The organism is Photobacterium sanguinicancri, from assembly GCF_002265265.1.
GTDB lineage: Bacteria > Pseudomonadota > Gammaproteobacteria > Enterobacterales > Vibrionaceae > Photobacterium > Photobacterium sanguinicancri.
In genome coordinates this window covers 18,448-44,652 of record NZ_NOIF01000019.1, presented here as the reverse complement: position 1 = coordinate 44,652, position 26,205 = coordinate 18,448, and the positions used below count along the sequence as shown (strand labels likewise).

The following is a 26,205-nucleotide window of genomic DNA, read 5'->3' as shown; positions in this document are numbered from 1 at the left end:
TGATTCACTATCAAAGGCTACATTCACAGAGAGAATCGCTGGATGCTGGGCTCTCAACTAAGTTGCTGAACAGAGCCATACCTATACCAGGTACTAGCCATAAATCTTGGTTGATATCGACCTGAGTATTCCCCTTTTTAATGCCACTAAAAATAATCATTTGGATTCAGATGGTTATGAGAGCCGTGAAAAATAGGGTAGAAATTTATGCCTTGCATCACGATAAGTCGGGACGGTATGAGTGAAACTAAGGTTTAACATCAATCATTAGGTGAATCTATGGCCAAAGTAATCAGTCCTAGCGATCTGAAAACGATCCTACACTCCAAGCGTGCCAATCTTTACTACTTGCAGCATTGTCGTGTATTGGTAAATGCAGGGCGAGTTGAATATGTTACCGACCAAGGTAAAGAAAGCCTGTATTGGAATATTCCTATCGCAAATACGACCGCACTAATGCTAGGTACAGGCACATCGATTACGCAAGCGGCAATGCGGGAGTTAGCCAAAGCTGGGGTTCTGGTTGGTTTTTGTGGTGGTGGTGGAACACCGTTGTACTCGGGCAACGAAGTACAAGTAGACGTGTCTTGGTTACTTCCTCAGTCTGAATATAGACCAACAGAGTATCTCCAACAATGGGTAAGTTTTTGGTTTGACGACCATCATCGCCTTGAAGCTGCAAAGCTATTTCAATTAGAACGCATAAAGCAAATTCGTAAGCACTGGCTGTCTACCAACATCAAAAAAGACTTCACTCTTAATGGTGAACAGCTAGAAAGTGCATTGAATCGCTTTGAAGATAAAATGCAAACCTGTGCCACTACGCAAGATCTTCTCTCTTTAGAAGCAACCACCACTAAAACGCTTTATAAGCTCGCTTGCCATGCCAGCCAATATGGCGATTTTACCCGCTCTGAAAGGGGTAACAGCAGTGATATAGCTAACCGATTTTTAGACCATGGTAATTATCTCGCTTACGGTTTGGCTGCAACAGCATGTTGGGTGATTGGCCTGCCTCATGGATTAGCGGTATTACATGGTAAAACGCGCCGAGGTGGGTTGGTGTTTGACGTCGCAGATATAATTAAAGATGCGTTAATATTACCTCAAGCCTTTATCGCTGCCATGGAAGGAGACGACGAACAAGAGTTTCGTCAGCGATGCTTAAATCAGTTCCGCTCAGCCCATGCATTAGATGTGATGATCGATACACTGCAAAGCACGGCTTCAGCATTGGCGCAAAATAACAAAGTGGAGCAGTAAGGGTGAATATTTTATTGGTTTCTGAGTGCAGCAAACAAGCCTTACCAGAAACACGCCGCGTCTTAGACCAATTTGCAGAGCGTAAAGGTAGGCGAACATGGCAGACGCCAATCACCTATGAAGGGCTAAAAACATTAAGACAATTACTAAAGAAAACAGCAAGGCGCAATACCGCTGTCGCTTGCCATTGGGTGCGTGGTAAAAACCATACTGAATTAATGTGGGTTGTTGGTAATCGTCGCAAGTTTAATTTAGATGGCAGTGTTCCAACTAATACGACTCAGCGGGATATTCTTCGAAGCCAAGACGAAAATAACATGAATAGCATTCAAACTTCCGCTCTCATGGCTGGAATTGCTGCTCTGTTTCATGATTTTGGGAAAGGTAACAAACTGTTTCAACAAAAACTAAAACCTAAATCAAAAAGCAAAGGGTTCGAACCTTACCGCCACGAGTGGCTATCTTGCCAACTGTTTATTGGTTTTGTGGCAGGCAGAACCGATCAAGAGTGGTTAGAGCATCTTGGTTCCGTTTCTGAAAATGATGACAAACCACTAATTGAAGGTTGTGACCCAACGCAAAGTGTTAGCTTTACTGATTTGTCTCAGTCCCCGCTTGCCCAATGTATTGTCTGGTTGATTTTATCTCATCACCGATTACCAAAATGCCTTGGTGATGGACCAAAACAAGACTTAAATGATGTGGATAGCTGGCTTACGGGCTTTGGCGCCAATTGGAATGCGCTAAACCATTGCATAGATAAGTTTACTCCTGCAGAAAGAGTCGCTGTTACCGTGTTTCCTCACGGTACACCAATGCGAAGTTATAAATGGCGCAGTAAAGCCAAGGAGCTATCGAAGCGTGCATTGAATCAAGCTAACTTGGCGGAGTACGCCTCCCTTGATAAAGCCTTTCCATTACACATTGCTCGCATGGCATTGATGTTGGCTGATCATGCATATTCTTCAGGGGAACCAAATACCTATTGGCAAGATGAAGGCTATAACGCCAATGCCAATACCTACAGAGAAACAGGAAAGCCAAAACAACAGCTTGATGAGCACTGCGTGGGCGTGGCTCATAATGCCTACATATTAGCGCGTACAATGCCTAAGCTTCGCGGGGTAATGCCTGCTATCACCAATCACAAAGGTTTCAAACGTCGCAGCAAAATCAGTAAATTCCGCTGGCAAGATAAAGCCTACGACTGTGCCTACAGCATTGCTGAACAAACTGAGCAACAAGGCTTTTTCGGCGTAAATATGGCATCCACAGGCCAAGGTAAAACCTTTGCAAATGCGCGTATTATGTATGGCCTTTCTAATCCTACAATAGGTTGTCGTTTTAGTGTGGCATTAGGCCTACGTACCCTTACTTTACAAACGGGTGATGCGCTACAGCAAAGGCTGAACTTAGATACTGACGACCTCGCAGTACACATTGGTTCTCAAGCGGTGAAAGAGCTGTTTTATAAGCAAAAGCAGCAAGAAGAACTAGAAAAATTAGAGAGAGCTAGCGAAGGTGGAAGTGAGTCAGAACAGATCTTTGCCGAGCATGAATATGTGCGTTATGACGGTGAAATTGATAACCAGTATTTACATCGTTGGTTAGAAAATAAAGGTGCAGTTCATAAACTAGTAAGTGCTCCAATATCTGTTAGCACCATAGATCATATTATTCCCGTATCAGAAGGCGTGACAGGAGGCCAACAAATTGCGCCTATGTTACGCCTATTAACCAGTGATTTAGTACTCGATGAACCAGATGACTTTTCGTTAGAAGACGATCCAGCACTTGCGCGTTTGGTGTATTTTTCAGGCTTGCTTGGTTCTCGTGTTCTGCTGTCTTCAGCCACGCTACCGCCAGCCTTAGTCACACACTTATTTGCTTGTTACCAAAGTGGGCGTGCGCAATACAATCAAGTGATTGGACAGCAAGTTGCCATGCCTGTTTCATGTGCATGGTTTGATGAATTTGGTGTGAAATCCAGTAGTGCAGGTGGTATCGCTGAATTTAGAGCCAGTCACGATGAGTTTACAAAGCTTAGAGCAGAGAAACTGACCAAACATTCCGAGCATCTACACAAAGGTGACTGGCTGAAAATAGCAGAGGTTAAACTTCCACCGCACCAAGTTATCGAAACTTTTGCTAAAACCGTATATCAAGGAATAACTCAGCTTGCCGTTGATCATAAAACGGTTTCTGAACTGCAAGGCTCTAAAGGGAAAACAGTATCGGCAGGTATTGTTCGCATGGCCAATATTGAGCCTTTAGTGGCTGTAGCAAAGCACTTGTTAGCAACCCCGCCGCCTGAAAATACGCGCATCCATTACTGTATCTATCATAGCCAGCATCCTTTAGCGGTGCGCTCGGCCATAGAGCAACAATTAGATGGGCTGTTGCAACGTGACCGAGACGATCTGCAAGGGATCATCAAAACGCCAGTGGTTGAAGCAGCATTGAACCAATACCCCGAGCAACACCATATTTTTGTGGTACTCGCAACGCCCGTGGCGGAAGTCGGGCGAGATCATGACTATGACTGGGCCGTGGTAGAACCAAGCTCTATGCGCTCGATAATCCAGTTAGCAGGGCGTGTGCAAAGGCACAGGCGCATTGAGCCGCGGAGCACCAATATTTTAGTTTTAAATCAGAACGTTAAGGCGCTTAAAGGCGAAGATAAAGCAGCCTATTCAAAACCTGGATTCGAAAGTAAGCAAACTTTTAGGTTAAGTAAAAATGGCCCCAAGACGCCATGTCTTCAGCTTTCGTCTCATGATTTATGCTTGCAGATGGAAGCAAGCAACCTACATAAAATTAGCTCTTCACCAAGATTTGTTGAACCTGATAGAAGTCAGCTATTTGTAAATAAACAAGTAGGTGGTTTTATTGAACTCGAACATCTCGCTATGAATTTAAAGCTCAGAGATACGGTGAAGCCTTGGTACAGCAACAGCAAAGCGCATTTATTTGCGGAGTTCCAAAAGCAGACACCATTTAGACAAAGTAACCCGTCTATTGATTACGTATGTATGTTGAATGAGCTTGATGAAGAGCCTGTATTCAAACAGTGGGATAGGGTGTCGAATGAACTTATTGACTCGTCTGGTTTTGCGCCTTTTGGCGAGTTGTTGGTGGCTGATAGTAATTCAATTTGGGGGGCCGCAGAGTTGCCTGAGGTTATTGAACAGCTATCCGAATGGCACGATACAGAGTTGCAAGAAACCTGTATTCAGTTTGCTTCGGTTAGCTTACGAGCACCATGCGAGAACGAGTTAGGCAAGCAATGGTTGTATCACCCTGTACTCGGAATTTTTGAAGGGAAAGATATGAGCTAGTGATTATGCTAGCTCAGCAAGCTACCTGTTCGGTAGTAAACGGTATGAAAAATACTGCAGTATATTTCTAAGCTACGCGGAACGTAAAACGAAGATTTTAAGCCAATGGTAGTGAGATGTGAATTAATGCTCAATATGAAACAAATACCACTGTAAGGTTTTGTATTTGATGTTAAATTTACGGTATCTTGTCACACCATATCTTATGGAGGGATAATGGCAGAATCATTAACCAAAGCAATTCATCACTTTATTGAGGATCGCTATCAAACCAAGCGAGAAGCACTCGATAAAGACCATGAAAAGGAACGTAGTCAGGCGACAACGGCGCAAGACATAGAGAGCGTTGACGTCACATTTGCTGATAAGCGAGACAAGCTACGTTCAGATTTTGATGCCTCAAACTGGTTGGATAGCGCAGCGAAAAGGGCTTCGCAGATCAGCATGGCAACCCATGCCGTTAAGTTCACTCATAGTTCCGCCAAAGGCACAAATGTTCTAGCTGCTGACTTAGGGCAAGACAATCGTTATCTAGATACTGCCGTACTACAAATGCCCGCCATTGACGCAGTAGGTAATGCAGCAGCGCTTGATGTCGCAAGGTTATTGCAGCTATCGGATGACAACGGTGAGTCTTTGCTTGATTACTTGAAATTAGATGATGTGTCGTCTTTGAAAGTCATAGCTAAAAATGATACTCAGCTAGAAGAGTGGCGAGTTGGCTTAAAGCAAGCGTTGCTAGATGCCACACCAAGCAGCCACACACTCGCTAAACAAGTTTATTTTCCCATCGCGGATAACGAGTACCACTTGTTAGCGCCGCTGTATTCTTCTTCGCTTTCTCAGGCGATCTATCAAGAGATTAATCACAGCCGCTTTAGCCAAGAGATGGTGGCAGCCCGAGAAGCACGTAAAAAACAAGTACCGCATTCAGAACCTGTTGTGGCATACCCGAACTTAGCCGTGACGATTGCTGGTGGCTCTAAACCACAAAACGTATCACAGCTTAATTCAGGTCGAGGTGGGCGTAATTATCTATTTTCTACTCGTCCTCCTGAGTGGCAATCGCAGCTTAAAGCGCCACTAACCAGTGACAACATCTTTACTCACCCAGAGCTTCGCTATGCCACGCGATTTGCTATCAAGCGCCTAGTGAGCTTTTTGATTCAAGTGAATCAGCAAGAGCGAGAAAGTAACTTAGCTATCCGAAACAAAGTTAAGCGGTTAGTTGATGAAGTGATTGATGAAGTGTTTGCCAAAGTAAGCCAATGGCAGCAATTATCTCTAGGGTGGAGTGACGAGACCAATGAACTACCTGCTGCGCAATGTCGTTGGCTAGATCCCAACAACCCTAAGTGGGATCAGCATGATGACCAATGGCTGCAAGATATTGCTAAAGCATTCGGTGGTTGGTTAGTCGCTAATGTAAATCACTTTGCCAAAGATGAGCTCTCACTCGGCCTTGTGGAATCAAATCAATGGCAAGAAGCCTTTAAGCAAGCACTGTGGGAGATAAGCTAATGGCAGCACAATATCTTATCTTAAAAAACATATGCATCAGTAATGCTAATGCGATTGCTGGGTTTACTTATGGCTTTCCTGCTGTTACGCACTTTCTTGGTTACGTACATGCGTTATCGCGTAAGTTACAGCAAAGCCACGGCATTCGTTTAGACGATGTTGGCATCATGTGTCACCAGCATCAAGTTCATGCTTATCGAGAAAATCAATACGAGCCTTACTCCTTTGCCTTGACTCGAAACCCGTTAACAAAAGAGGGAAAGACAGCGCCGATTAATGAAGAAGGGCGCATGCACTTAACGGTCTCTTTAGTGATTAAAGCAAGCGGTATCAATATTGTTAGTGAGCAAATACGGGATGAACAATGTGCCGCGATCAAAGCGTTAGCCGAAAGGCATAAGTTAGCAGGCGGGCGTATTACTTCTATCGACAGTTGCAAACTGGCTAAGAGTGATTGCCATAAAGCGATTTTGCGCCGTTTATTACCGGGTTTTGTGCTACGTGAACGTTCAGATTTACTGGCTGAAAAGAATGAACAAAGCGGTAGTTCGTTAGGGAACTGGTTGGACTTTTCAGCCCTTAAATTTTCAGCGACAGACGAGCCATTAAGTGACTCGGACGAAAGCGGTAAAGTGAAATGGGAAAAAGTAGCAAAGCCCAAAGGTTACCTAGTGCCAATTCAAATTGGCTACAAGCAAATAGCGCCAACCTACTCAGCAGGAGAAGTCGCTAATGTACGCGACAACCAAACACCAGTGAGCTTTGTTGAGCCAGTGCACAGCATTGGTGAGTGGGTTGGAGCGCCGAGTAAGCTCGAATCTCTACAAGAAATAATGTGGCAATACAATTACCACGCCCCGTTTTATGTATGTCGGACTCAAGAGATTGCAGAGGGCGACACAATGGCTGATGAAGAATTAGATTTCGATTTTTAAGGAAAATAACAATGACAAAATTAACCACCCCTTCCGTATTGGCTTTTGAATCTAAACTTGCGTGTTCAGATGCCGTCATGCTTTCAGGTAACTGGCAAGATCGCGCTGAAAAAAGTGGCTGGACTGCAATTCAAGTAACAGAAAAATCAGTACGTGGTACCATTTCAAACCGCTTGAAAGGCGCGAAAGCCAGTAAAATCGATGCTGAAGTAGAAAAAGCTAACTTACAAACTGTCGATAACGCCGCGTTACCATTTGATTCCGACACACTGAAAGTCACCTTCACATTGCGTGTATTAGGCGACTTAGCTGTGCCATCAACTTGTAATAACCCTGAGTATCAGTCTGCTTTAGCGGATAAGATCTCTAGTTATGTTCAAGCAAATGGCTTTAAAGAACTGGCGAAGCGTTACGCTACCAACTTAGCTAATGGTCGTTTCTTGTGGCGTAACCGCGTAGGTGCAGAGCAAGTAGAAGTGCGTATCAGCCACGGTGAACAGCAGTGGACATTCGATGCACAAGATCTTTGTTTGAAATCTTTTGATCACAATAACGATAAATTAGAGCAAATATCATCTGTTATTGAATTAGGGCTTTTAGGCGAAAAAGCAACACTATTGACAGTTGAAGCCTATGTTCAACTTGGTGAAGCGCAAACTGTTTTTCCATCACAAGAATTGGTAATGAACTCTGGCGACAAGAAGAGTAAGTTCCTTTATCAGCTTGGCGGCCAAGCAGCCATGCACTCGCAAAAAATTGGTAATGCTTTGCGCACGATTGATACTTGGTACCCACAAAGTGACGAGTTTGGTCCAATTGCCATTGAACCATATGGTAGCGTAACCAACCGTGGTGTTGCCTACCGTAAACCAAAAGACAAAACAGATTTCTATAACATTCTTGATAGCTGGATGCTGAAAGATAAAACCCCAGAGCTTAATGATCAACACTACCTAATGGCGATGTTGGTTCGCGGTGGCGTATTCGGAGAGTAATAATGGATTACTACCTTGATATTCAAGTAGAGCCGGATCTCGAAATTACGGCGCCTGCTTTATTAAATAATCTATTCGCCAAGTTCCATCGCGTAATGGCTCAAACTTGCAAAGGGCAGGTTGCAGTAAGCTTTCCAAAGCATGGCCGAGTGCTAGGTGATGTGCTGCGTTTACATGGATCTAAGCCAACTATTGAGTTACTTATGGATCAACCTTGGCTAAAAGGGCTGAGAGATTACACTCAAGTTGGCGATGTGCTGCCCGTTCCATCCGATCTAATTGGTTATCGTACTGTTTCGCGGCTGCAAAAGAAAAGCCCGCAAAACTTGCGTAAGCGATCCATTGCAAAAGGTTGGTTAAGAGAGGAAGAAGCACGGCACAAAATTCCTGATACCAAACAACCACAATTGGATTTACCGTATTTGCAGTTGCAAAGCCTTTCTAATAAAAACGTACTGCGTATTTATGTGAAGCATGGTGATATTACCCAGCAAGCCGTAAACGGTGAATACTCTAGCTATGGTTTTAGTTCACAAGCAACTATTCCTTGGTTCTAGCTTTTTTACCCTATTTTTTTGCTACTTGTAACTCATTGATTTTTAACTAGTGAGTAGGGTAGTTAAAAAATAGGGTTTTTCTTGTTTATTTCCCTCAAGCTCTTTAACAATCAAGCCTTCAGCGATAAAATTAACGCTTCACTGCCGAACAGGCAGCTTAGAAAACCAAGTCCGGCAGACATTCCATGCCAGTAACCTTCACTGCCGAACAGGCAGCTTAGAAACACACAACGGGCTGGAAGATTTCCGACTGTCGCTTCACTGCCGAACAGGCAGCTTAGAAATTGGAGCCTTGCTAATTCCAGTCGCTTTATTTCTTCACTGCCGAACAGGCAGCTTAGAAAAAACCCACCAGAGGGTAGTGAATCATGATGATCTTCACTGCCGAACAGGCAGCTTAGAAAGACAAGAACGCTAATCCATGAGAACCCAAACACTTCACTGCCGAACAGGCAGCTTAGAAAGTAAAGCACGTGAATTTGTCCTGGGCTTATCTCTTCACTGCCGAACAGGCAGCTTAGAAAGACAAGTGCTGCGATCACTTGAAAAAAGAACCCTTCACTGCCGAACAGGCAGCTTAGAAAAGGTGTAAACTCGGGCGGGTCATTCAGTAAATCTTCACTGCCGAACAGGCAGCTTAGAAATAAGAATGCCAGCCTGGAATGGTATCAGTTCACTTCACTGCCGAACAGGCAGCTTAGAAAAGCATACCAGGAGCTTGGTGAGTACTGGAAAACTTCACTGCCGAACAGGCAGCTTAGAAACGCAGAAATGCGCGGCGACCCCGTGGAAGACCCTTCACTGCCGAACAGGCAGCTTAGAAAAATATGTACTGGCGCCTCACCAATCTCGCGTACTTCACTGCCGAACAGGCAGCTTAGAAAATCGAAGGCAACGTCACCGGCTTAATTAAAGGCTTCACTGCCGAACAGGCAGCTTAGAAAGTATTCGTTACATGCCGTGGATTAACCGCATTCTTCACTGCCGAACAGGCAGCTTAGAAATAATCGCTTACGCAACAAAGCAAGGTTATGAGCTTCACTGCCGAACAGGCAGCTTAGAAAGCTGATACTTCGCAAATCGACCATATGTTTTTCTTCACTGCCGAACAGGCAGCTTAGAAAACTTTATTAAAAGCGGTATCTGAATCGGTGTAACTTCACTGCCGAACAGGCAGCTTAGAAACAGAATCACTTTATCTTTTGTTGTGGCCATAAGCTTCACTGCCGAACAGGCAGCTTAGAAAAGTGATAGCAAGGTCACTGAGAGTGACAAGCACTTCACTGCCGAACAGGCAGCTTAGAAAACGGACAACTTTGTCCACGGTCAAACAGTAATCTTCACTGCCGAACAGGCAGCTTAGAAATAGTATGAACCCTGAATACTCACCACTCCAAGCTTCACTGCCGAACAGGCAGCTTAGAAAATCACCGCAGCAGGGTTAGACATCAACCCCATCTTCACTGCCGAACAGGCAGCTTAGAAAGTTGGAATTGGCCAAAAGATTGGACCTAAGAACTTCACTGCCGAACAGGCAGCTTAGAAAGGTGGCTTTCCTTGTCAGGCGTGGTCAATGGCCTTCACTGCCGAACAGGCAGCTTAGAAATTCCAGGCACGCTTGTTACTTCTGACTTATCTCTTCACTGCCGAACAGGCAGCTTAGAAAGGTAACTAAATCAATTGATGACCAGTCAATATCTTCACTGCCGAACAGGCAGCTTAGAAACCCTGAACACTGTTAACGAAATTCCACAACTTCTTCACTGCCGAACAGGCAGCTTAGAAATGGCGAGATTGAGTTATTTTGATGTACTCACCCTTCACTGCCGAACAGGCAGCTTAGAAAGTAACTGTTTGTGTCGTTGTCTAGCTGCCCGACTTCACTGCCGAACAGGCAGCTTAGAAATTAAACGCGGCGAAGAAGAAATCAGCCAAATCCTTCACTGCCGAACAGGCAGCTTAGAAACACGGGCTTGGCGACCATTTCCGACAGTCGGACTTCACTGCCGAACAGGCAGCTTAGAAAAAACACAAACACGCGGCTTGCATCAATAGTGACTTCACTGCCGAACAGGCAGCTTAGAAAACAACAAAGCAAACGGAACTCACATCAACGATCTTCACTGCCGAACAGGCAGCTTAGAAAATGCGCTGAGCAAATGAACGTGCATTCTCAGACTTCACTGCCGAACAGGCAGCTTAGAAAATTGATGTGGTATGCGCAAGTATCCAGCTAGACTTCACTGCCGAACAGGCAGCTTAGAAACCAGCCCTACATACTCTGTTGTTGGTGGTCTTCTTCACTGCCGAACAGGCAGCTTAGAAAGTTCATCATCATGTTGTCGAATGCTTCACCAACTTCACTGCCGAACAGGCAGCTTAGAAAAATTACACCCCACTCACTGACTGAAAATGCACCTTCACTGCCGAACAGGCAGCTTAGAAACACACGTCAAAACATTTAAAAGACACTTAGAACTTCACTGCCGAACAGGCAGCTTAGAAATGTCAAACAATAACGAAGATATGATAAAAAAGCTTCACTGCCGAACAGGCAGCTTAGAAAAGGTACATGCGGTGAGATGGTTGCACACCTGCCTTCACTGCCGAACAGGCAGCTTAGAAATATGAACCAAGGTACGAAAGCAGAAGGCTTGCCTTCACTGCCGAACAGGCAGCTTAGAAATTACTTGCTCACCGTGGTATCTGCGACCGATACTTCACTGCCGAACAGGCAGCTTAGAAAAGTAAGCTACACGGGTTATGCGTCCAAATAATCTTCACTGCCGAACAGGCAGCTTAGAAAAAAAATCAACCCAAGCCCAGCAGAAACGATACCTTCACTGCCGAACAGGCAGCTTAGAAACGCAGATAATGAAGTAATAGCCGACTTGTACTCTTCACTGCCGAACAGGCAGCTTAGAAAAATATCTTGAACCCATCACCTCCCGTGCGGAACTTCACTGCCGAACAGGCAGCTTAGAAATTGATGAGGTTGGGGCTAGATTTGGTAAATACCTTCACTGCCGAACAGGCAGCTTAGAAATGGCCCCCTGCTTTGTTTGATGGTTTATGTTACTTCACTGCCGAACAGGCAGCTTAGAAATGTTTCGATACCGCGAATGTCTGATAGGTTTACTTCACTGCCGAACAGGCAGCTTAGAAATGAAACCACCATAGCTTCAAGTTCAGCACCTTCTTCACTGGCGAACAGGCAGCTTAGAAATTACATGCTTCAGAATATGACCGATGCTAATGCTTCACTGCCGAACAGACTCTATCTAGATAGCAACAAAGCCGACATAAGTCGGCTTTCTTTAGGGTGAATTAATTATGAGGGCAGGGGGAACTGCGTTAGGCCATCATAATGTTAGCGATCATCGCTGAAAGGATACTTACCAAGGTTGAACCATAAAGTAAGCGCAGGCCGAAGCGTGCAACAAGGTTACCTTTTTCTTCGTTCACCCCTTTAACAGCACCAGCAATAATACCGATAGAGCTAAAGTTAGCGAATGACACCAAGAAGATAGAAATTGTACCAACCGTATGAGCAGATAGGGTATCTAGTTGCTCTTGTAGCGCCATCATTGCCACAAACTCGTTCGAAACTAACTTGGTAGCCATAATACTACCGGCTTGCAGTGCTTCGCTTGCAGGAATACCCATCAGCCAAGCGACAGGGTAGAATACATAGCCAATCAAGTCTTGGAAGCTAATACCTAGCGCTACAGTAAAGCCTTTGTTGATCATGGCAATCAGTGAGATAAAGCCAATCAGCATTGCAGCAACGATTACGGCAACTTTAAAGCCCGTTAAAATGTATTCACCTAGCATTTCGAAGAAGGTGACTCTTTCGCCTTCAGCTTCTGCAATCATATCGTCGAAGTTCACTTCTGCTTCATGATCATAAGGGTTGATGATCGACAGAATAATGAAAGTACTAAACATGTTTAAAAATAGCGCCGCCACCACATACTTAGGGGCGATTAGCTGCATGTAAGAACCCACGATAGACATTGAAACGGTCGACATTGCCGTTGCTGCTAAGGTGTACATACGGCGTTCAGACATCTTACCCAGAATATCTTTATAGGTAATAAAGTTTTCAGACTGGCCAACCATTAGCGCACTGATGGCATTGAAAGATTCTAATTTACCCATGCCATTGATTTTAGAGAGTAAGAAGCCAATAGCACTAATAACAACGGGTAGCACTCTAATGTGCTGAAGAATACCGATCAGCGCCGAAATGAACACAATTGGCATTAAAACTTGAAGGAAAAAGTCGAAACCACCGTCATTGATTAGCCCACCGAAAACGAAATTTGTCCCTTCAGCGGCAAAAGCCATTAGGCCATTAAATCCATTTGCGAACTCGGTAACAATACCAGTACCGGCGGATGAATTGAGTAAGAAGTAAGCCACACTCATTTCAATCACGAGTAGCTGAATGATGTAACGAAGTTTTATGCTTTTACGATCTTTGCTCACTAATAAGGCAAGAACGGCGACAACAGCAAGGCCAAAAATAAAATGTAAGTAGGGCATATGTGGTATGTACCAATTGTGATTATTCTCAAATTCTGCGTGTATGCTCGCATGCGGATTACCACTTTAGAGTGACGCAAATCCCATTTACAAAGCTGGTTTAGATGGACTTTATGGCTGATAACCAATTGTGTTGAAGAGATTTAGCGGGATTTTATTCATGCTTAAATACAAAAGTTTCACAAGCATCAATTATGCAACCTGATTTTTAGCGGATGGTACATTAAGCATGTGAATAAATAGAAGGTGCGATTGAAAGAGGGAAAGAAAAGTTGTCGTTATCGAAAAAATTTCACGCGTTTATGTTTAAAAGCCCCGCATATCCGTACGGTATGAAGGGCTTAAATTGAGACCAATTTTGAAGTGTATCAAGCTAAATTTAGCTACTTAGCTTCAACTGCTTTTTGAATGGCAGGGCCAATTTGGCGCTTACGTGAAGTCACACCTTCAAGCACTAGCCATTGTTCAGATGCTTTGCCTTTAAATGCAGCGTTAGCAATTTTTTGATCGGCGCTGTCTATCCATAAAAGATTCGCACGTTTGTTTTTAGTGTCAATTACAGAGAAGAAAAGGTGATCTAAGCCCGCTTCTTTTTTATAGGCCTTCATTGCCGAGATAAATTCAGGCTTTCTATCCAGTAATTGTTGCGCAGTAATGGTTTCCGCAACACCAATGCCCACTTTTTTACCGCCATAAGCAAAGTTTTTGTAATCCAACGTCAGGATGTCAGCGGCGCTAACATGGCTGAGGTCTGATTTTGCCTCAAGCATTTTTTCGCCAAACGCATTGAGATCTTTAATGCCTGCAACTTTAGCCAGCTTTTCAGCATAACTACGGTCGTACTCTGTGGTTGTTGGCGAGCGGAATACCATAGTGTCAGATAAAATACCGCCTAGCGTCGTACATGCAATGTTGGCTGGTAAGGTGATGCCGTGTGTTTCAGCATGGTTTGCAAGAATAGTAGCTGCTGAACCCCATGGGCGAATATCAATGGACGCCACTTGCGTCATGTTAACAGGGTTACCACCAATAGCGTGGTGGTCAACAATGGCAACAATACTTTTTTCATCGACAGATTTATGCAGTTGAGTTTGTTGGTTGAAATCCACTAAGCCAAATTGTTTTGCTGACACATCTTTAAGTAGTTTAGGTGCTGTCGTTTTACAGTACTCAAGTACAAAGCGGCTTTCCGGGTTGATATCTTCTGGTACGGCTGCAGTGCCACCATAGATATAAGCGGCTGCAATTGCGGATGTCACAGTGTCGGTGTCTGGGCTTAAATGACCTGTCCAGACAAGCTTGTCCGTATTGTTTGCTTGGGGAGTTGTCAGATCGAATGCCATGCTTGATGAACTCATCACAGAAAGGAGTACGGCGAGATAACGTAGTTTCATTGTCTAATCCATTATTGTTTTAACTGGGGCTCATAGTGATAGAGGCATATGTAAGCGCATAATGGCTTTTGTACCTTTTGCGAGTTAAATCAAAACAATGAAGGAGTCGATAAGCAAAAGAAGACTGGTTTGACTAACAATTTGAAATATTTACTTACGTGTATACGAGTCAGTCGATTTAATACTCTAGCTTAGAGTTGCTTATTAAATGAATGCTGGCAATAGATGTGATGATTTACGCTGTAATGCAGGATTTAGCACGACAGCGAGAATCATATAATAGAATTTCGTTGTGTATTACTTCAGTAAGGTAACCGCTGATTGAAGTTGATCTAAAATCTCTGGATTTGTCACCGTACAGGTAGAAGGATCAAAGTTGTCATAAAAGCTCGGTACAGAAAGCTGCGCCTTTACGTCACCTGCGAAATAGGGAGCGGAGCCTGCAGCCGCTGCTAATACGTTACTTGCACCGCCAGGGCCTGGTGAGGTTGAAAGCAATAGCATTGGCTTGCCTTGGAAAACTTTTTGATCGATACGTGATGTCCAATCAAAAAGGTTTTTGTAAGCGGCAGTGTATGAACCGTTATGCTCTGCAAAAGAGATAATCAGAGCATCGGCTTCACCAATCTTTTTAAAGAAAGCCTGTGCTTGCGCAGGTTGACCAAGCTCTTGCTCACGCTCCATGCTAAAAATCGGCATTTCGTAATCATTGATATCTAAAACTTCAACATCAGCTTCATTTATGAGTTGGCTAGCAGCTGTTGCTAATTGTTTGTTGATTGACTGCTTACTGTTACTTGCTGCAAATGCTAATACTTTCATGATGATTCCTTAAAGTTCTAATTTTATATTTTTGGATGTTGAGCATTGTTACTGTTCTTAACGCTGACTAGTTGAATGCATTTAATCCAGTATATTCAATAAATTCGATAACGTTACGATCTGGGTCTCGAATAAATAGAGAGAGCCCCGTTGGGTGAGTTACCAGTTCGTGCTGCTGAGTGGAATGCTTTATTTCAACATCCATAAACATGTTTCGTGTTGCTGCTGATGGACTAACTATAAATTACATCGTGAAAATCATTAATAGCCTTATAGTGGATGGATTATTTCCAAATGACTGTTAATTGATGAATGTACGTAATAAAGTGTGTCACTGATAAGCTAATTTAGTTGCCCAGTTTGTCATAGAGAGAGGGAAGTTATGGCGTTTAATGCACATTTACTCGATGGAATGCTCATTTTTGTTGAGGTTGTTAATTGCGGGAGTTTCACAAAAGCAGCTGAAAGTAGTGGTCACTCAACATCGTATATCAGTAAAGAGATAAACAAACTCGAAGAGCGGTTAGGGGTGCGTTTGTTGCATCGTACTACGCGATCATTAAGTCTTACATCTGAAGGTGAAGTTTACTTTCAACAATGCCAGCAGTTACTTTTTGATGCAGAGCAAGCTGAACTCGCCATGACGGGAGGGCAGCTTGAACCACGCGGTTTGCTACGGATTTCATGTCCTATTAGTTTAGGCATATCCAGAATTCGCCCAGTAGTCGCGAAATATATGATGCAATACCCTGAAGTGAACTTGGAGCTGGATCTTAATGATCGTCGGGTTGATATGGTTGCCGAGGGCTTTGACCTTTTAATCCGAGCATCAGCTACGATTGAAGATTCAAGCTTAATATGCCGTCCTATATTTAAGTCACATGGGATCACTCTTGCCTCGCCAGAATATTTATCACGCTATGGAACACCGACACACCCAGCTGATTTGGTGAATCACCGCTGCATTAGCTATAGCAACTTGAAAACGCCGAATGTATGGCAATTTACGGATCAAAATAATCAGATACATCCGATCCAAATACATAGCAAAGTACTGACGAACAGCTCAGAAATGGAGTTGGGTCTTTGCCTTGCGGGCCAAGGTATTACACGGTTACCCAAATTCAATTTAAGGTCAGAAATTGAACAGGGGCTTCTAGTTCCCCTTTTTACGGACTTTAAATTGCAAATCATCAATGTGTATATGATGTACCCCAGTAGGAAGCACATGTCTTCAAAGGTGAGAAGTTTTATTGATTTTGTTTTAAAAGAGCTAGGGGATGATTAAAAAGGCGACTGCATTATATCGATTTAGATGATGGAATAAGTGAAGGGTAAATTTTTCCTCACTTATTTACTCTAACAAAAACCGGCTAGTGTAAGCCGGCTTTATTTTTCATAAAATTAAAGGCTTAGGAGAAATCCATTACTATTCGGCCCGTAATTTCTCCTTTCAACATATCGTCGAAAATATCATTAATATCTTCTAATTGCTTCACTTCAGTAATGGCTTTTACTTTGCCTTCAGCCGCAAACTGTAAGCACTCTTGTAGATCTTTACGCGTGCCAACGATAGAGCCGATTACTTTGATACCATTCAATACCGTATCAAAAATAGGGATTGGCATATCCTCTGGCGGTAATCCAACCAGTACGCAAGTGCCGCCACGACGGACCGAGCGGTACGCTTCTTCGAAAGCGGGTTTTGAAACGGCTGTACACACAACACCATGAACACCGTTGACAAGCTGTTGAATTTTGTCAGATGGTTTATCTTTCAAAAAATCGATGCAGTAGGTGGCCCCAAGTTCTTTCGCTAATGATAGTTTTTCAGCACCAGTATCGACAGCAACGACATTCATGCCCATAGCGACAGCATATTGAATAGCAAGGTGACCAAGTCCACCCACACCCACAATTGCGACCCATTGCCCCGGTTTTACAGCAGTAACTTTTAATGCTTTATATGTTGTTACACCTGCACAGAAGAGTGGAGCTGCATCAACGTAGCTGATCCCATCTGGAATTTTGATAGTGTACTCACCATGAGCCAGACAATATTCTGCGTAACCGCCATCAACAGAGTAGCCCGCATTATGTTGTTCTAGACACAATGTTTCTTGGCCTTCTAAACAGTAATCACAGTGGCCGCAGGCACTATACAGCCAAGGTACACCAACGCGATCGCCGACTGAAAGGTGTTTTATTTCGCTGCCAACCTCAACTATTTCTCCAACACCTTCATGGCCTGGCACAAGTGGCATTTTAGGTTTTACTGGCCAATCACCATGGCACGCATGTAGGTCGGTATGACAAACACCACATGCATGGATTTTAACTAAAACATCACGAGGTTTTACTTGTGGGAGTGGTATATCTTTAATGACAAGAGGACCTTTAAATTCGTTTACTACAGCTGCTTTCATGATTCATTCCACACTGATTGATGATTTTGATAATCATTCTCATCTATTGGTTTTGAATTTAAAATGATGTAAATCACGAATTGAAAGTTTTCGTGTTGCTGTGAGATGGATCAATTTATGGCTTCGTTCAGATATTGTTCATCTTTGTTCAGTTAGTCTGAAAGAACATAAAGAAGAGGCATAGACGATGAAGAATATACTGACTGGTATTGCAGCACTTATTGTAGGTGCGTTTACATTGATTATGGCAACAGTAATGGGTCTTTTCATTAGTGTTGCAGCTTTACTAACAACGCCATTCATTAAGCGTAAAGTTGCTTACGCACACGCGGAAACTCGATTCAATCGCGCTAACATGCACGCTGCACCACACGGCAGTAATACCATTGATGGTGAATACGAAGACGTTAGCCACCGCTAATACAGTAAGTCGGATCATCAATCAAAGTACGTCAGAATACCAATCTCATCAGCAATTACTTAGGTTGGTCTAGTAGAGAGATAGGTTGGTATTAGACAGTGAATTAAAAAAGCCCGCTATGATGAAAGCGGGCTTTTGCATTTTAGCTTACTAGCGCTGGATGGCTCTACTTTTTAAGGCGAGTCACTTTGCTTGATTTGCCTTGAATCGCACGGCGAAGGCGAAGACGACGTTCTGCTGAACCTTGCTCTTCTGGGTTGTTAGTACGGCCCTGACGATTTTTAAATGCTGGTTTTGTATTCATTTTAAGCAATAGCGCATCACGGTCTGCTGGCTCATAGCCTGCAAGTTGAATACGTTTAATACGTTGCTGAATGAGTTTTTCAATTTGCACGAGTGTTAGCTCTTCTTCACGGCTAACAAAAGACACAGCATGGCCTTCTTGACCAGCACGACCTGTGCGGCCAATACGGTGAACGTAATCTTCAGCAAGGAAAGGCATATCGTAGTTAACAACGTGCGGTAGACCTTGAATATCCAGACCACGAGCAGCAACTTCTGTTGCGACCATTACACGTGCTTTGCCTGTTTTAAATTCTTCTAGTGCACGACGACGTGCGCTTTGTGCTTTGTCACCGTGGCAAAGAACAGCTTTAATGCCATCAAGTTTTAGCTCTTTCACTACTTGGTTTGCTGTTTCTTTGTAGTTCACAAATACCAGCACTTGTTGCCAGTTTTTCTTACCAATCAATTCAGAAAGTAATTCACGCTTGCGGTCTTCATCAACTGGGTACACAACGTGAGAAACCGTTTCTGCTGTTGAGTTTTCAGCTGTTACGATGACACGCTTTGGTTTACGTAATAAATCTTGTGCTAATGAATTCATTTGCGTAGACGATGTTGCAGAGAACAGCATGGTCTGCGGATGCTGACTAATTCCGCCCATAATGGTGCGAATCGCATTAATAAAGCCCATATCTAACATACGGTCAGCTTCATCGAATACAAGGAATTCTAGGTTAGCAAAACTCACGTTACCCAGCTCGATGTGCTCGATTAAGCGACCCGGTGTAGCTACAAGAATATCAACACCAGCTTCAAGCTTACGCTCTTGCGATGACATTTTTGCACCACCAAAAACAGCCGCAACAGAAACGTCGGTGTATTTAGTGTAGCTTTCGATGTTGTGTGCAATTTGATCAACAAGCTCACGTGTAGGCGCAAGAATTAATGCACGAACATTAAAACGGCTACGTGATTTTTGTTTGTCAAAAATCTGCTGAATGATAGGCAAAGAAAATGCCGCGGTTTTACCTGTACCTGTTTGTGCGTGTGCAAGGATATCGTGCCCACGACGAGCGTGTGGAATAGCCTGTTGTTGAACGGGAGTGAGTTTTTCATAACCACACTCGGTTAATGCGCGCACAATATCAGGTGAAAAACCTTGTGATGAAAATGACATTCTTTGTTCCTAAAGCAGATGGCTGTTGTATGGCTTTCATCGTAGAAAGAGAAACAGCGCCTGACCAAAAATACGGTCGCTGATTATAGAGGAATAATCAGTGGCTGTGGTGACTAATTGTGAAGGTATGAAGGGATTTTGTACAGTTAAAGCCGATAAAACCCAAAAATACACAGTTTCAGTGGCTACAGTTGAGTCGCTGGCTGATTTTATTGAGGTTGATGAGCTGTATCGTTAATTCTAATCCCTATTTTCACTGATATACGTGTAAGACGGTATTGCGTGCTCGATGTGATCTTGCCCTGTCAATTTTTGATGAAGGCCGCTAATCGCGGCCTTTGAGTAAATGTATTGTTGCTTGCTTATTTTTCAATGAAGCGTTAATCATTGTTTTCATAGGATAATTGGTGCATTGAATCTAGCGCTAGTTTAGTCACTCTCTCAAGTAGATCTTCCATTGATTCCTTTCCTGATGAAACTGTATTGTCCTCTCGTTCCATCGGATGTTTTGGGGAAGTACATTCCATGGTAATTACCTTTATTTGACATATTCATATCGAGAGTAGTCGCTCTGGGCTAAATGGAAGATAAAAGAAGCAATACTTTTAAGCGCATACCACTAAAGGGGTGTGTAGCCATACAAAACGTGATCGGTAGCGCATTGTGGTGGTATTAAAATTTAGTGGAATTATTTCAGTATTGTGATTTTTTGAGAGAACCTTTGAGAATAAGCATGTTCGAGTAACCCATCTTATAAAAGAGGTAGTGATGCGACCGGGGCGCTATTAGCCAGTTGTTTTCTTTTATAGGTAAAACGCTAGGTGAGACTGTCAGTATAAAAAGACAATTCATGGTAGGGAATGAATGCCTTTGTGTACCTTTTTGTTTAAGTCTTTGTTATTTAAGGTTTTAACTGTTCGTCGGTTAAATGTCTTTCAGAAACAGGAGGATATAAATCGAACAATGTCTTCTAACATACCGCTGACATACCTTACAAACAGCCGCATAGAATCGCTTCGCTTAATTAAAAACACACCAGATAGGAAGCGGTTGATAAGTATGTTGAAGAACACAAACCAAAAAAATAAAGTACGATATGCTGTATTGTTAAGCTGCATAATGGGTCTGACTGCGTGCCAAGGGGGAAGTGCTGGAGATGATTCATCTGTGACGCCAGGGCCTACGCCTACTCCGGGACCCACACCGAACCCAACACCAGAACCAGGGCCCACACCGATCCCGCCACCTAAGCCATTGCCGCCCACCCCTGATGTTGCGGATAACACCTTTCTTGTGGATGGCGTGAGTTTTTCCAATATATCTGACGCGCAAAATGCATTGAAAGACAATAGTACACTCGTGATTGGTAATGGCACTTATCGTCAGGGCATGACGATTCAGCCGAGTAATGTCACTATCCAAGGTAGCCCTAATACCCACTTCATAGCGGGGGCTGTGAGTGGTAAAGCGACATTTGTAATCCAAGGCAACGACACAACCATGGAGCAAATTGAGTGTAGTGGCGTCACAGTACCCGATCAAAATGGCGCTTGTATTCGTCAAGAGGGGCAGAACCTGTTACTCAAATATGCGTATTTTCACGATAGTGAGCAAGGGATCCTTGCCCATGATGGCACTGGGACGATCCGAATTGAATACAGTCGTTTTGAAAATTTAGGCAAGGCGGGTCGAGCTCATGCGATTTATGTGAATAAAGCCGATCGTTTAGAAGTACGTTACAGTAAATTTTATAGCTCTAAAGATGAAGGGCATGAAATTAAATCCCGCGCAAAAGAAACGATCATTGAATATAGCGAAATTGCATCGTTAACAGGTAATGATAGCCGTTTAGTCGATGTACCGAATGCAGGAAAATTAGTTATTCGCGGGAGCGTGTTAGAGCAAGGGCCAAACTCTGCAAATAACCAGCTACTCGGTTATGGTTATGAAGTGAACCCTGTTGATCCTGCAATTTCACACTCAGTAGAGATTAGAGATAATATTATTATTTTAGAGCGTAATGGCAGTAACCATTTCTTTGGTATTTCAGACAGTGCGAAAGATGTCTCTAAGGTTGTGACCCAAAATAAATTTGTAGGCTCGATGAATGATTCCGCTCTTTATCAAAGTGGTAACCAGTTTTATGCTGATCGCGCGGCTTTTGGTTTAGGCCCTTTTCCTGAATTGCCGAGTATCGGGCTGTAACGAACTATCGTGAGTTGCTTTAAGGTAACTAATGTAGTGAAGATAATGTGATCGAGAAGGCCAGCAATTGCTGGCCTTTCTTGTCTGTGTATTGGTGACAGACAATAAACAGTAAAAAACTACTTATTTCGTCGTGCTGATTTATAGAACAGCATAAACCCAATAACGACACCCATTACATTGGCGATAGCATCTAGCCATGAGGCTTCACGATTTAAAATAAACTGTCCTTGGCAAAACTCAAGAAACAGTCCATAGGCTGATAGCGCGATGCACAGTGAGATAAATTTGTGGAAGGATAAACCCAACTGGCTAGCAAGTATTACGAATAAACCGTAAGCCCCTAGATGAAGCATCTTATCTAGAAATAAGATGCCGTATTGTTTTAAATCTAACAGACTGTCTGTTTCTGCCCCCGCAGCAAGTGATATTAGCGTTATAAAAACGAAATAACAGCTAAAAGCCCCCCAAGCAATATAGACCTTCAGCAGTTTGTACTGAGGTGCTAACCAATATGATTTCATATTCTTAATTTAGTGCCGTGCGTTTAATCAGTTGTTGTAAATGCTTTACAGGGATCGCATAAGTGATATCACTAGGATTGGTAAGTGCGGACTCTTTGGTTGATTTTAGTAGCACTTTATTAACGATGGCAATCACGCTGCCCGTTGCAGGGTGATAAACCGGACTACCACTATTTCCAGGGTAAGCTGTGGCATCTAATTGGTAGACCATGTAGGGGTTTTTAAGGTGCTTAAGCTGTTTTATCGTTAGTTCTTTTGCATTTCTTGCGGGAATCGCAACGGGTGTAATACTCGAAATCATGCCTTTATGAGTAACAGGATAAAGCCCTAAAATGGCGCCGATAGGGAATCCTGTAAAGGGGTATTCTTCACCTTCCCTAACCTGAAAGTTGGCCATCGATAGGGTGGGTATTGCTTTACCGGTGATTTTTAATAAGGCTAAATCATGCTTTTCATCACGGGCAATAACACGCGCATTTCGAACGTCGGGGCTTTTTCCTTGACCAACAAAAACAACAAACTGCGTTTTACCATCGTTCAGTAATCGACTGGGTACCACATGCGCATTGGTTGCGATGATCTGGCTCTTCGTTGATTGACTAGAGATGCGAACGGCAAAACCTGTACCTAATAACTGCGCGCGCGGTGTCGCGAGCTTGTTATAGATCCCAATACCGACAATGGCAGGTTTTACTTTGCTGATGGTATCTGGCAAGGCTGCAGTGGCTGTTATCGGTATGCTAATAGCCATCATAAGCAGTAAAGTGAACAATGCCTGGAATCTGTGAGTCGTTTTCATAATCGCACCTGTTTAAACATCGGAAGAGAGGGGGAGGGGCTCTTCATGTGTATTTTTACTGAACCTTCTATTGCTAGTCATGATGCTAAAACCGCCCTATTCGGGCGGTAAGCATAGGATGAGATTTATGGCACTAATTGACAGCTGTCAGTTTATTTTGGAGCTGGCCTTTTATCGCCATTAAGCGAGGATCTGAGGTGTTGATTTTTTCCAACACATCTTTGGCGTTATCTGCTTGCTTATTTTCCAATAAACTTTCGGCATAGTGCAGTGCAATCTCGGCATCATCATGTTTCTTAGCGTAGGCTTCTTTCAGCGGCTGAAGCGAGGGTGCGATTTGCCCTGATTTCAGCAAGCAATAGCCGTAGGTATCTAATACTTCAGGAATATTACCGCGCTTCGCTGCTAAATCATGTGCTTTATTGGCTGAGCTACATGCTTTGTTGAAATCACCTTTTTCAAGGTATAACCAAGCAATATTGTTCAGTGCAATAATATTGTTTGGCTCTCTTTGTAAAATTGTTTCGTACTGACCGATTGCTTCATCGGGGCGGTATTTCACTTGTAGGTCGGCTAATCGAATCTGTAAGGAATCGGCTTTGTTGCCATATTCGTTGATAACCGATTTTAAGAATTTAATGGCTTGATCTGTTTTGCCCGACATTTCATAAGCGACGGCTAAATCAGCGGCTGAATCTGGATTTGGAAGCGTGTCATAACGCTGTTCTAGCGCTTGAATAGCTTCTGGGTACGCTTTGTTTTGTAGGTAGATCATCGCCTGTAAACGCAAGAAGTAAGCGGTTTGTTTAATTTCATCTGACTGCTGATTTAATAAGACTTGGCTTTGTTCACTTTTGCCGGTTTTAAGTAGCAGGCCAGCTTGCATAAGGGTAAATCGTGTATCGTTGATAAACAGGCTGCGTGCTTTTTCTGTTAGCTTTAAGCTGTTATCTGCTCTATTTACAAGCTCATTAAGTTGTATGTTTTTAATGTATGCATTTGGGTTAAGGGGCTCTTTTAGTAGCCACTGACTGTAGTAGGTGAGCGCGTTATCATAATCTCGTTGTTGGTTATAGAGATCGCCAAGTAAGCGTAAAGAACTGCTGTTTTGATTATGGGGTGAAATAGTTTCAAGTAATTCAATGGCATCTTGATACTCAGTACTGATAGCGAGCGTAGTTGCTTTTTGAATTTTTAAGCCATCGTTATCTTGATCTGCTGCGCGTTGCTCATCGATGATTTGACTGAAATCAGCCATCTTATCGGCTTGGTAAGCAAAACGAATAATATGGCGGAAGACCATAGGGTTTGTTGGCTCGAGCTGATACGCTTTTATTGCGAGAGAGTAGGCCGCTTCTGGGCCTTTTTGTTTATCGGCGAGCTGCGCAATGGCGAGGTGGGCTTGGATGTTTTCACCATCGGCTGCTAATACCTTTTGATACCATTCTTTTGCTTTATCTGGCTGTTGTTTTATTTGGTTTATTAACCCTTTTAGTAACATTGCCTGAGCGTTAGCAGGACTTTCAGCTAACCAATCATCAACTGTTTTTTCTGAATCATCGACCTTACCCATCTTCAAGTAAAAATAGGCTAAGCCTAGCTTGGCTTCTTTCAAATCAGGGTTGATTTTTAATGCTTGTTGTAGAGTATCAAGCCCGCCAGTGTCATTATTGGCAAGCTGGATTAGCCCCAATTTCACTTGGCTATTACTTGACCCATTAGCAGACGCTTTGTGTGCGAGAGCAAGCGCTTCATCTTCACGGCCTAAACGCGCGAGTTCTACACTCATAGAAGAAAGGAAGGTACTATCTTGCTCTGTTTGCCCGTTAAAGTTACTTAGAGTGCTCATCGCATCATCAATGTCACCAAGCTTAAATTGAGTGATGGTGTATAGGCGTTTTACAAAGTGATTATCGGGAACCAGTGGGTCTATCTTTTTGAAGTGTTCATTCGCTTGTTCAAACTTACCTTGCTGGAAGGCAACCACACCGGAAATAAGGTAAGTGGATACGTTTTGAGAGCCGTTTTGAATGGCAAGATCAGCATGTACTTTAGCTTCGTCACTATCTCCCTCTGCGTAGAGTATATTTGCTTTTAGTTCATTAACGATGACGTGGCTATTTGACATTTTCAGCAGGTTGCTAACGTATTTATCTGCATCTTTATAAGCTTCATCTCTGACAAGTGCTTGCGCGAGGTATAGCGTGTATTGAATCGCATCTGGTGCGTTATCCACGGCTTTTTGATAGCTCCGAGCCGCTGATTTATTATCACCTTTCGCTGTCTCTAAATGTCCTTTTAATAGCCAAGCATCACTGCTTGTACTGTGCTCTTTAACGATGTTATTTACAATGTAAAGTGCCGAATCAATGTTCTCGTTGGCTGCATCGAGTGTTGCGCGTCCGATGGACTGATACAGGGTGTCTTGGCCTGCGTTTTCAGCAAGAGAAAGGCTGTATTGCGCCTCTTCCATTTTCCCTTGCTTAAGAAGGGCGAGTGCTTTAAATGCCAGCAATTCGGTTTTAACGCTCTGCTCTGTGGTTCGCGTGTTATCAACTAATTCGATTAATGCTTCTGTTTTATCTTGTCCTAGCAATGCTTGAGCAACAAGAGGAGATAATGAATCACTGTCGCCTTTCAAGCGTAGGGCTTTTTCGAGTTCTTTTTCAGCAGATGCAAAATTACCGCGTTCAAGATAAATTTGGCCAAGTATCTGCCGTGCTTGGCTATCTTTTGGTGCCTGTTTAATGGCATTTTTTAATTCAATAATAGCGGCGTTGGTATCTTGGTCTTCAAGATAGGTTTGCGCTTGCTGGAGATATTCTTCGGTAGATTTATCATTACATGCCGCCAAAGAAAGCGTTATGAAACTGGCTAAAGCGAGTCGGGTGAAAGTTTTGCTTTTATTGTGAGTCATAAGCATCCCTGTGATGACAAAAAATTGCTGGACATTTTTATGATAGACCTAAATAAGTTTGTCAGCGCAAAGAATTGA

General features: G+C 43.2%; 19 protein-coding genes and 1 CRISPR repeat array. Of the genes, 10 read left to right on the top strand and 9 right to left on the bottom strand.

All coding sequences use genetic code 11. From position 1 onward, the window contains the following. Nucleotides 1-279: 279 nt before the first annotated feature. The 6 genes from cas1f to cas6f all read left to right on the top strand — a co-directional run bounded on the left by cas1f (nt 280) and on the right by cas6f (nt 8,609). Nucleotides 280-1,263 carry a type I-F CRISPR-associated endonuclease Cas1f gene (gene cas1f, locus ASV53_RS05255; RefSeq protein ID WP_094955974.1) on the top strand — a complete coding sequence of 328 codons (984 nt, stop codon included), beginning with the start codon at nt 280-282 and terminating at the stop codon, nt 1,261-1,263. Between the two features lie 2 nt (nt 1,264-1,265). Beyond that, complete coding sequence (gene cas3f / locus ASV53_RS05250; protein WP_094955975.1) at nt 1,266-4,601, top strand: type I-F CRISPR-associated helicase Cas3f; 3,336 nt, start codon at nt 1,266-1,268, stop codon at nt 4,599-4,601. Nucleotides 4,602-4,817: 216 nt separating this feature from the next. Continuing rightward, the gene (gene csy1, locus ASV53_RS05245) at nt 4,818-6,122 is read left to right on the top strand and encodes a type I-F CRISPR-associated protein Csy1 (RefSeq protein WP_094955976.1); all 1,305 of its coding nucleotides are present in this window, start codon (nt 4,818-4,820) and stop codon (nt 6,120-6,122) included. Next, nucleotides 6,122-7,057, top strand: a complete 936-nt coding sequence (gene csy2, locus ASV53_RS05240) for a type I-F CRISPR-associated protein Csy2 (protein ID WP_094955978.1) — start codon at nt 6,122-6,124, stop codon at nt 7,055-7,057. Before csy1 ends, csy2 begins: the two co-directional genes overlap by 1 nt. Before the next feature lie 11 nt (nt 7,058-7,068). Then, nucleotides 7,069-8,052 (top strand): type I-F CRISPR-associated protein Csy3, encoded by a 984-nt coding sequence (gene csy3, locus ASV53_RS05235; RefSeq protein WP_094955979.1) that lies wholly within the window; start codon nt 7,069-7,071, stop codon nt 8,050-8,052. A 2-nt stretch (nt 8,053-8,054) separates the two neighbouring features. Continuing rightward, complete coding sequence (gene cas6f / locus ASV53_RS05230; RefSeq protein WP_094955980.1) at nt 8,055-8,609, top strand: type I-F CRISPR-associated endoribonuclease Cas6/Csy4; 555 nt, start codon at nt 8,055-8,057, stop codon at nt 8,607-8,609. 136 nt (nt 8,610-8,745) lie between these two features. Continuing rightward, a CRISPR array of direct repeats spans nt 8,746-11,835; the repeat unit is 28 nt; unit sequence CTTCACTGCCGAACAGGCAGCTTAGAAA. Between the two features lie 128 nt (nt 11,836-11,963). Here the strand turns inward: cas6f and ASV53_RS05225 are convergent. The 4 genes from ASV53_RS05225 to ASV53_RS05210 form a co-directional block, all read right to left on the bottom strand. Then, nucleotides 11,964-13,157, bottom strand: coding sequence for a NupC/NupG family nucleoside CNT transporter (locus tag ASV53_RS05225; RefSeq protein WP_094955981.1), 1,194 nt, complete (start codon nt 13,155-13,157; stop codon nt 11,964-11,966). A 383-nt stretch (nt 13,158-13,540) separates the two neighbouring features. Continuing rightward, the gene (locus ASV53_RS05220; RefSeq protein WP_094955982.1) at nt 13,541-14,551 is read right to left on the bottom strand and encodes a manganese-dependent inorganic pyrophosphatase; all 1,011 of its coding nucleotides are present in this window, start codon (nt 14,549-14,551) and stop codon (nt 13,541-13,543) included. 297 nt (nt 14,552-14,848) lie between these two features. Continuing rightward, on the bottom strand, nt 14,849-15,373 hold the full coding sequence (locus ASV53_RS05215) for an NADPH-dependent FMN reductase (RefSeq protein WP_094955983.1): 525 nt from the start codon (nt 15,371-15,373) through the stop codon (nt 14,849-14,851). 67 nt (nt 15,374-15,440) lie between these two features. Further along, nucleotides 15,441-15,578 carry a VOC family protein gene (locus ASV53_RS05210; protein WP_205049174.1) on the bottom strand — a complete coding sequence of 46 codons (138 nt, stop codon included), beginning with the start codon at nt 15,576-15,578 and terminating at the stop codon, nt 15,441-15,443. A 177-nt stretch (nt 15,579-15,755) separates the two neighbouring features. On the opposite strand from ASV53_RS05210, the gene ASV53_RS05205 reads away from it, so the two are divergent. Beyond that, the gene (locus ASV53_RS05205) at nt 15,756-16,661 is read left to right on the top strand and encodes a LysR family transcriptional regulator (RefSeq protein WP_062688998.1); all 906 of its coding nucleotides are present in this window, start codon (nt 15,756-15,758) and stop codon (nt 16,659-16,661) included. A 124-nt stretch (nt 16,662-16,785) separates the two neighbouring features. Here the strand turns inward: ASV53_RS05205 and adhP are convergent, their stop codons facing one another. Continuing rightward, nucleotides 16,786-17,799, bottom strand: a complete 1,014-nt coding sequence (adhP, locus tag ASV53_RS05200; RefSeq protein WP_062688999.1) for an alcohol dehydrogenase AdhP — start codon at nt 17,797-17,799, stop codon at nt 16,786-16,788. 187 nt (nt 17,800-17,986) lie between these two features. Between adhP and ASV53_RS05195 the strand changes: the two genes are divergently transcribed. After that, entirely contained in the window at nt 17,987-18,220 is a 234-nt protein-coding gene (locus tag ASV53_RS05195) for a hypothetical protein (RefSeq protein WP_062689001.1), read from the top strand. Between the two features lie 166 nt (nt 18,221-18,386). Here ASV53_RS05195 and ASV53_RS05190 read toward each other — a convergent pair whose 3' ends face one another. Continuing rightward, nucleotides 18,387-19,682 (bottom strand): DEAD/DEAH box helicase, encoded by a 1,296-nt coding sequence (locus ASV53_RS05190; RefSeq protein ID WP_094955984.1) that lies wholly within the window; start codon nt 19,680-19,682, stop codon nt 18,387-18,389. Between the two features lie 100 nt (nt 19,683-19,782). Between ASV53_RS05190 and ASV53_RS25395 the strand changes: the two genes are divergently transcribed. Next, nucleotides 19,783-19,920, top strand: coding sequence for a hypothetical protein (locus ASV53_RS25395; RefSeq protein ID WP_189337807.1), 138 nt, complete (start codon nt 19,783-19,785; stop codon nt 19,918-19,920). An 881-nt stretch (nt 19,921-20,801) separates the two neighbouring features. Next, nucleotides 20,802-21,887, top strand: coding sequence for a right-handed parallel beta-helix repeat-containing protein (locus tag ASV53_RS05180; RefSeq protein WP_189337808.1), 1,086 nt, complete (start codon nt 20,802-20,804; stop codon nt 21,885-21,887). Nucleotides 21,888-22,006: 119 nt separating this feature from the next. Here the strand turns inward: ASV53_RS05180 and ASV53_RS05175 are convergent, their stop codons facing one another. The 3 genes from ASV53_RS05175 to prsT all read right to left on the bottom strand — a co-directional run bounded on the left by ASV53_RS05175 (nt 22,007) and on the right by prsT (nt 26,127). Then, a complete protein-coding gene (locus tag ASV53_RS05175) occupies nt 22,007-22,411 on the bottom strand; it encodes a VanZ family protein (protein WP_094955986.1) in 405 nt (134 codons plus the stop codon). Nucleotides 22,412-22,415: 4 nt separating this feature from the next. Then, entirely contained in the window at nt 22,416-23,210 is a 795-nt protein-coding gene (locus tag ASV53_RS05170; RefSeq protein WP_189337809.1) for a S1 family peptidase, read from the bottom strand. Between the two features lie 133 nt (nt 23,211-23,343). After that, nucleotides 23,344-26,127 (bottom strand): XrtA/PEP-CTERM system TPR-repeat protein PrsT, encoded by a 2,784-nt coding sequence (gene prsT / locus ASV53_RS05165; RefSeq protein ID WP_189337810.1) that lies wholly within the window; start codon nt 26,125-26,127, stop codon nt 23,344-23,346. Nucleotides 26,128-26,205 lie beyond the last annotated feature (78 nt).

Coding starts and splice junctions, on each gene's coding strand:
- cas1f (WP_094955974.1), top strand. CDS start 280: ATGGCCAAAGTAATCAGTCCTAGCGATCTGAAAACGATCCTACACTCC.
- csy1 (WP_094955976.1), top strand. CDS start 4,818: ATGGCAGAATCATTAACCAAAGCAATTCATCACTTTATTGAGGATCGC.
- csy2 (WP_094955978.1), top strand. CDS start 6,122: ATGGCAGCACAATATCTTATCTTAAAAAACATATGCATCAGTAATGCT.
- csy3 (WP_094955979.1), top strand. CDS start 7,069: ATGACAAAATTAACCACCCCTTCCGTATTGGCTTTTGAATCTAAACTT.
- cas6f (WP_094955980.1), top strand. CDS start 8,055: ATGGATTACTACCTTGATATTCAAGTAGAGCCGGATCTCGAAATTACG.
- ASV53_RS05225 (WP_094955981.1), bottom strand. CDS start 13,157: ATGCCCTACTTACATTTTATTTTTGGCCTTGCTGTTGTCGCCGTTCTT.
- ASV53_RS05220 (WP_094955982.1), bottom strand. CDS start 14,551: ATGAAACTACGTTATCTCGCCGTACTCCTTTCTGTGATGAGTTCATCA.
- ASV53_RS05215 (WP_094955983.1), bottom strand. CDS start 15,373: ATGAAAGTATTAGCATTTGCAGCAAGTAACAGTAAGCAGTCAATCAAC.
- ASV53_RS05210 (WP_205049174.1), bottom strand. CDS start 15,578: ATGGATGTTGAAATAAAGCATTCCACTCAGCAGCACGAACTGGTAACT.
- ASV53_RS05205 (WP_062688998.1), top strand. CDS start 15,756: ATGGCGTTTAATGCACATTTACTCGATGGAATGCTCATTTTTGTTGAG.
- adhP (WP_062688999.1), bottom strand. CDS start 17,799: ATGAAAGCAGCTGTAGTAAACGAATTTAAAGGTCCTCTTGTCATTAAA.
- ASV53_RS05195 (WP_062689001.1), top strand. CDS start 17,987: ATGAAGAATATACTGACTGGTATTGCAGCACTTATTGTAGGTGCGTTT.
- ASV53_RS05190 (WP_094955984.1), bottom strand. CDS start 19,682: ATGTCATTTTCATCACAAGGTTTTTCACCTGATATTGTGCGCGCATTA.
- ASV53_RS05180 (WP_189337808.1), top strand. CDS start 20,802: ATGGGTCTGACTGCGTGCCAAGGGGGAAGTGCTGGAGATGATTCATCT.
- ASV53_RS05175 (WP_094955986.1), bottom strand. CDS start 22,411: ATGAAATCATATTGGTTAGCACCTCAGTACAAACTGCTGAAGGTCTAT.
- ASV53_RS05170 (WP_189337809.1), bottom strand. CDS start 23,210: ATGAAAACGACTCACAGATTCCAGGCATTGTTCACTTTACTGCTTATG.
- prsT (WP_189337810.1), bottom strand. CDS start 26,127: ATGACTCACAATAAAAGCAAAACTTTCACCCGACTCGCTTTAGCCAGT.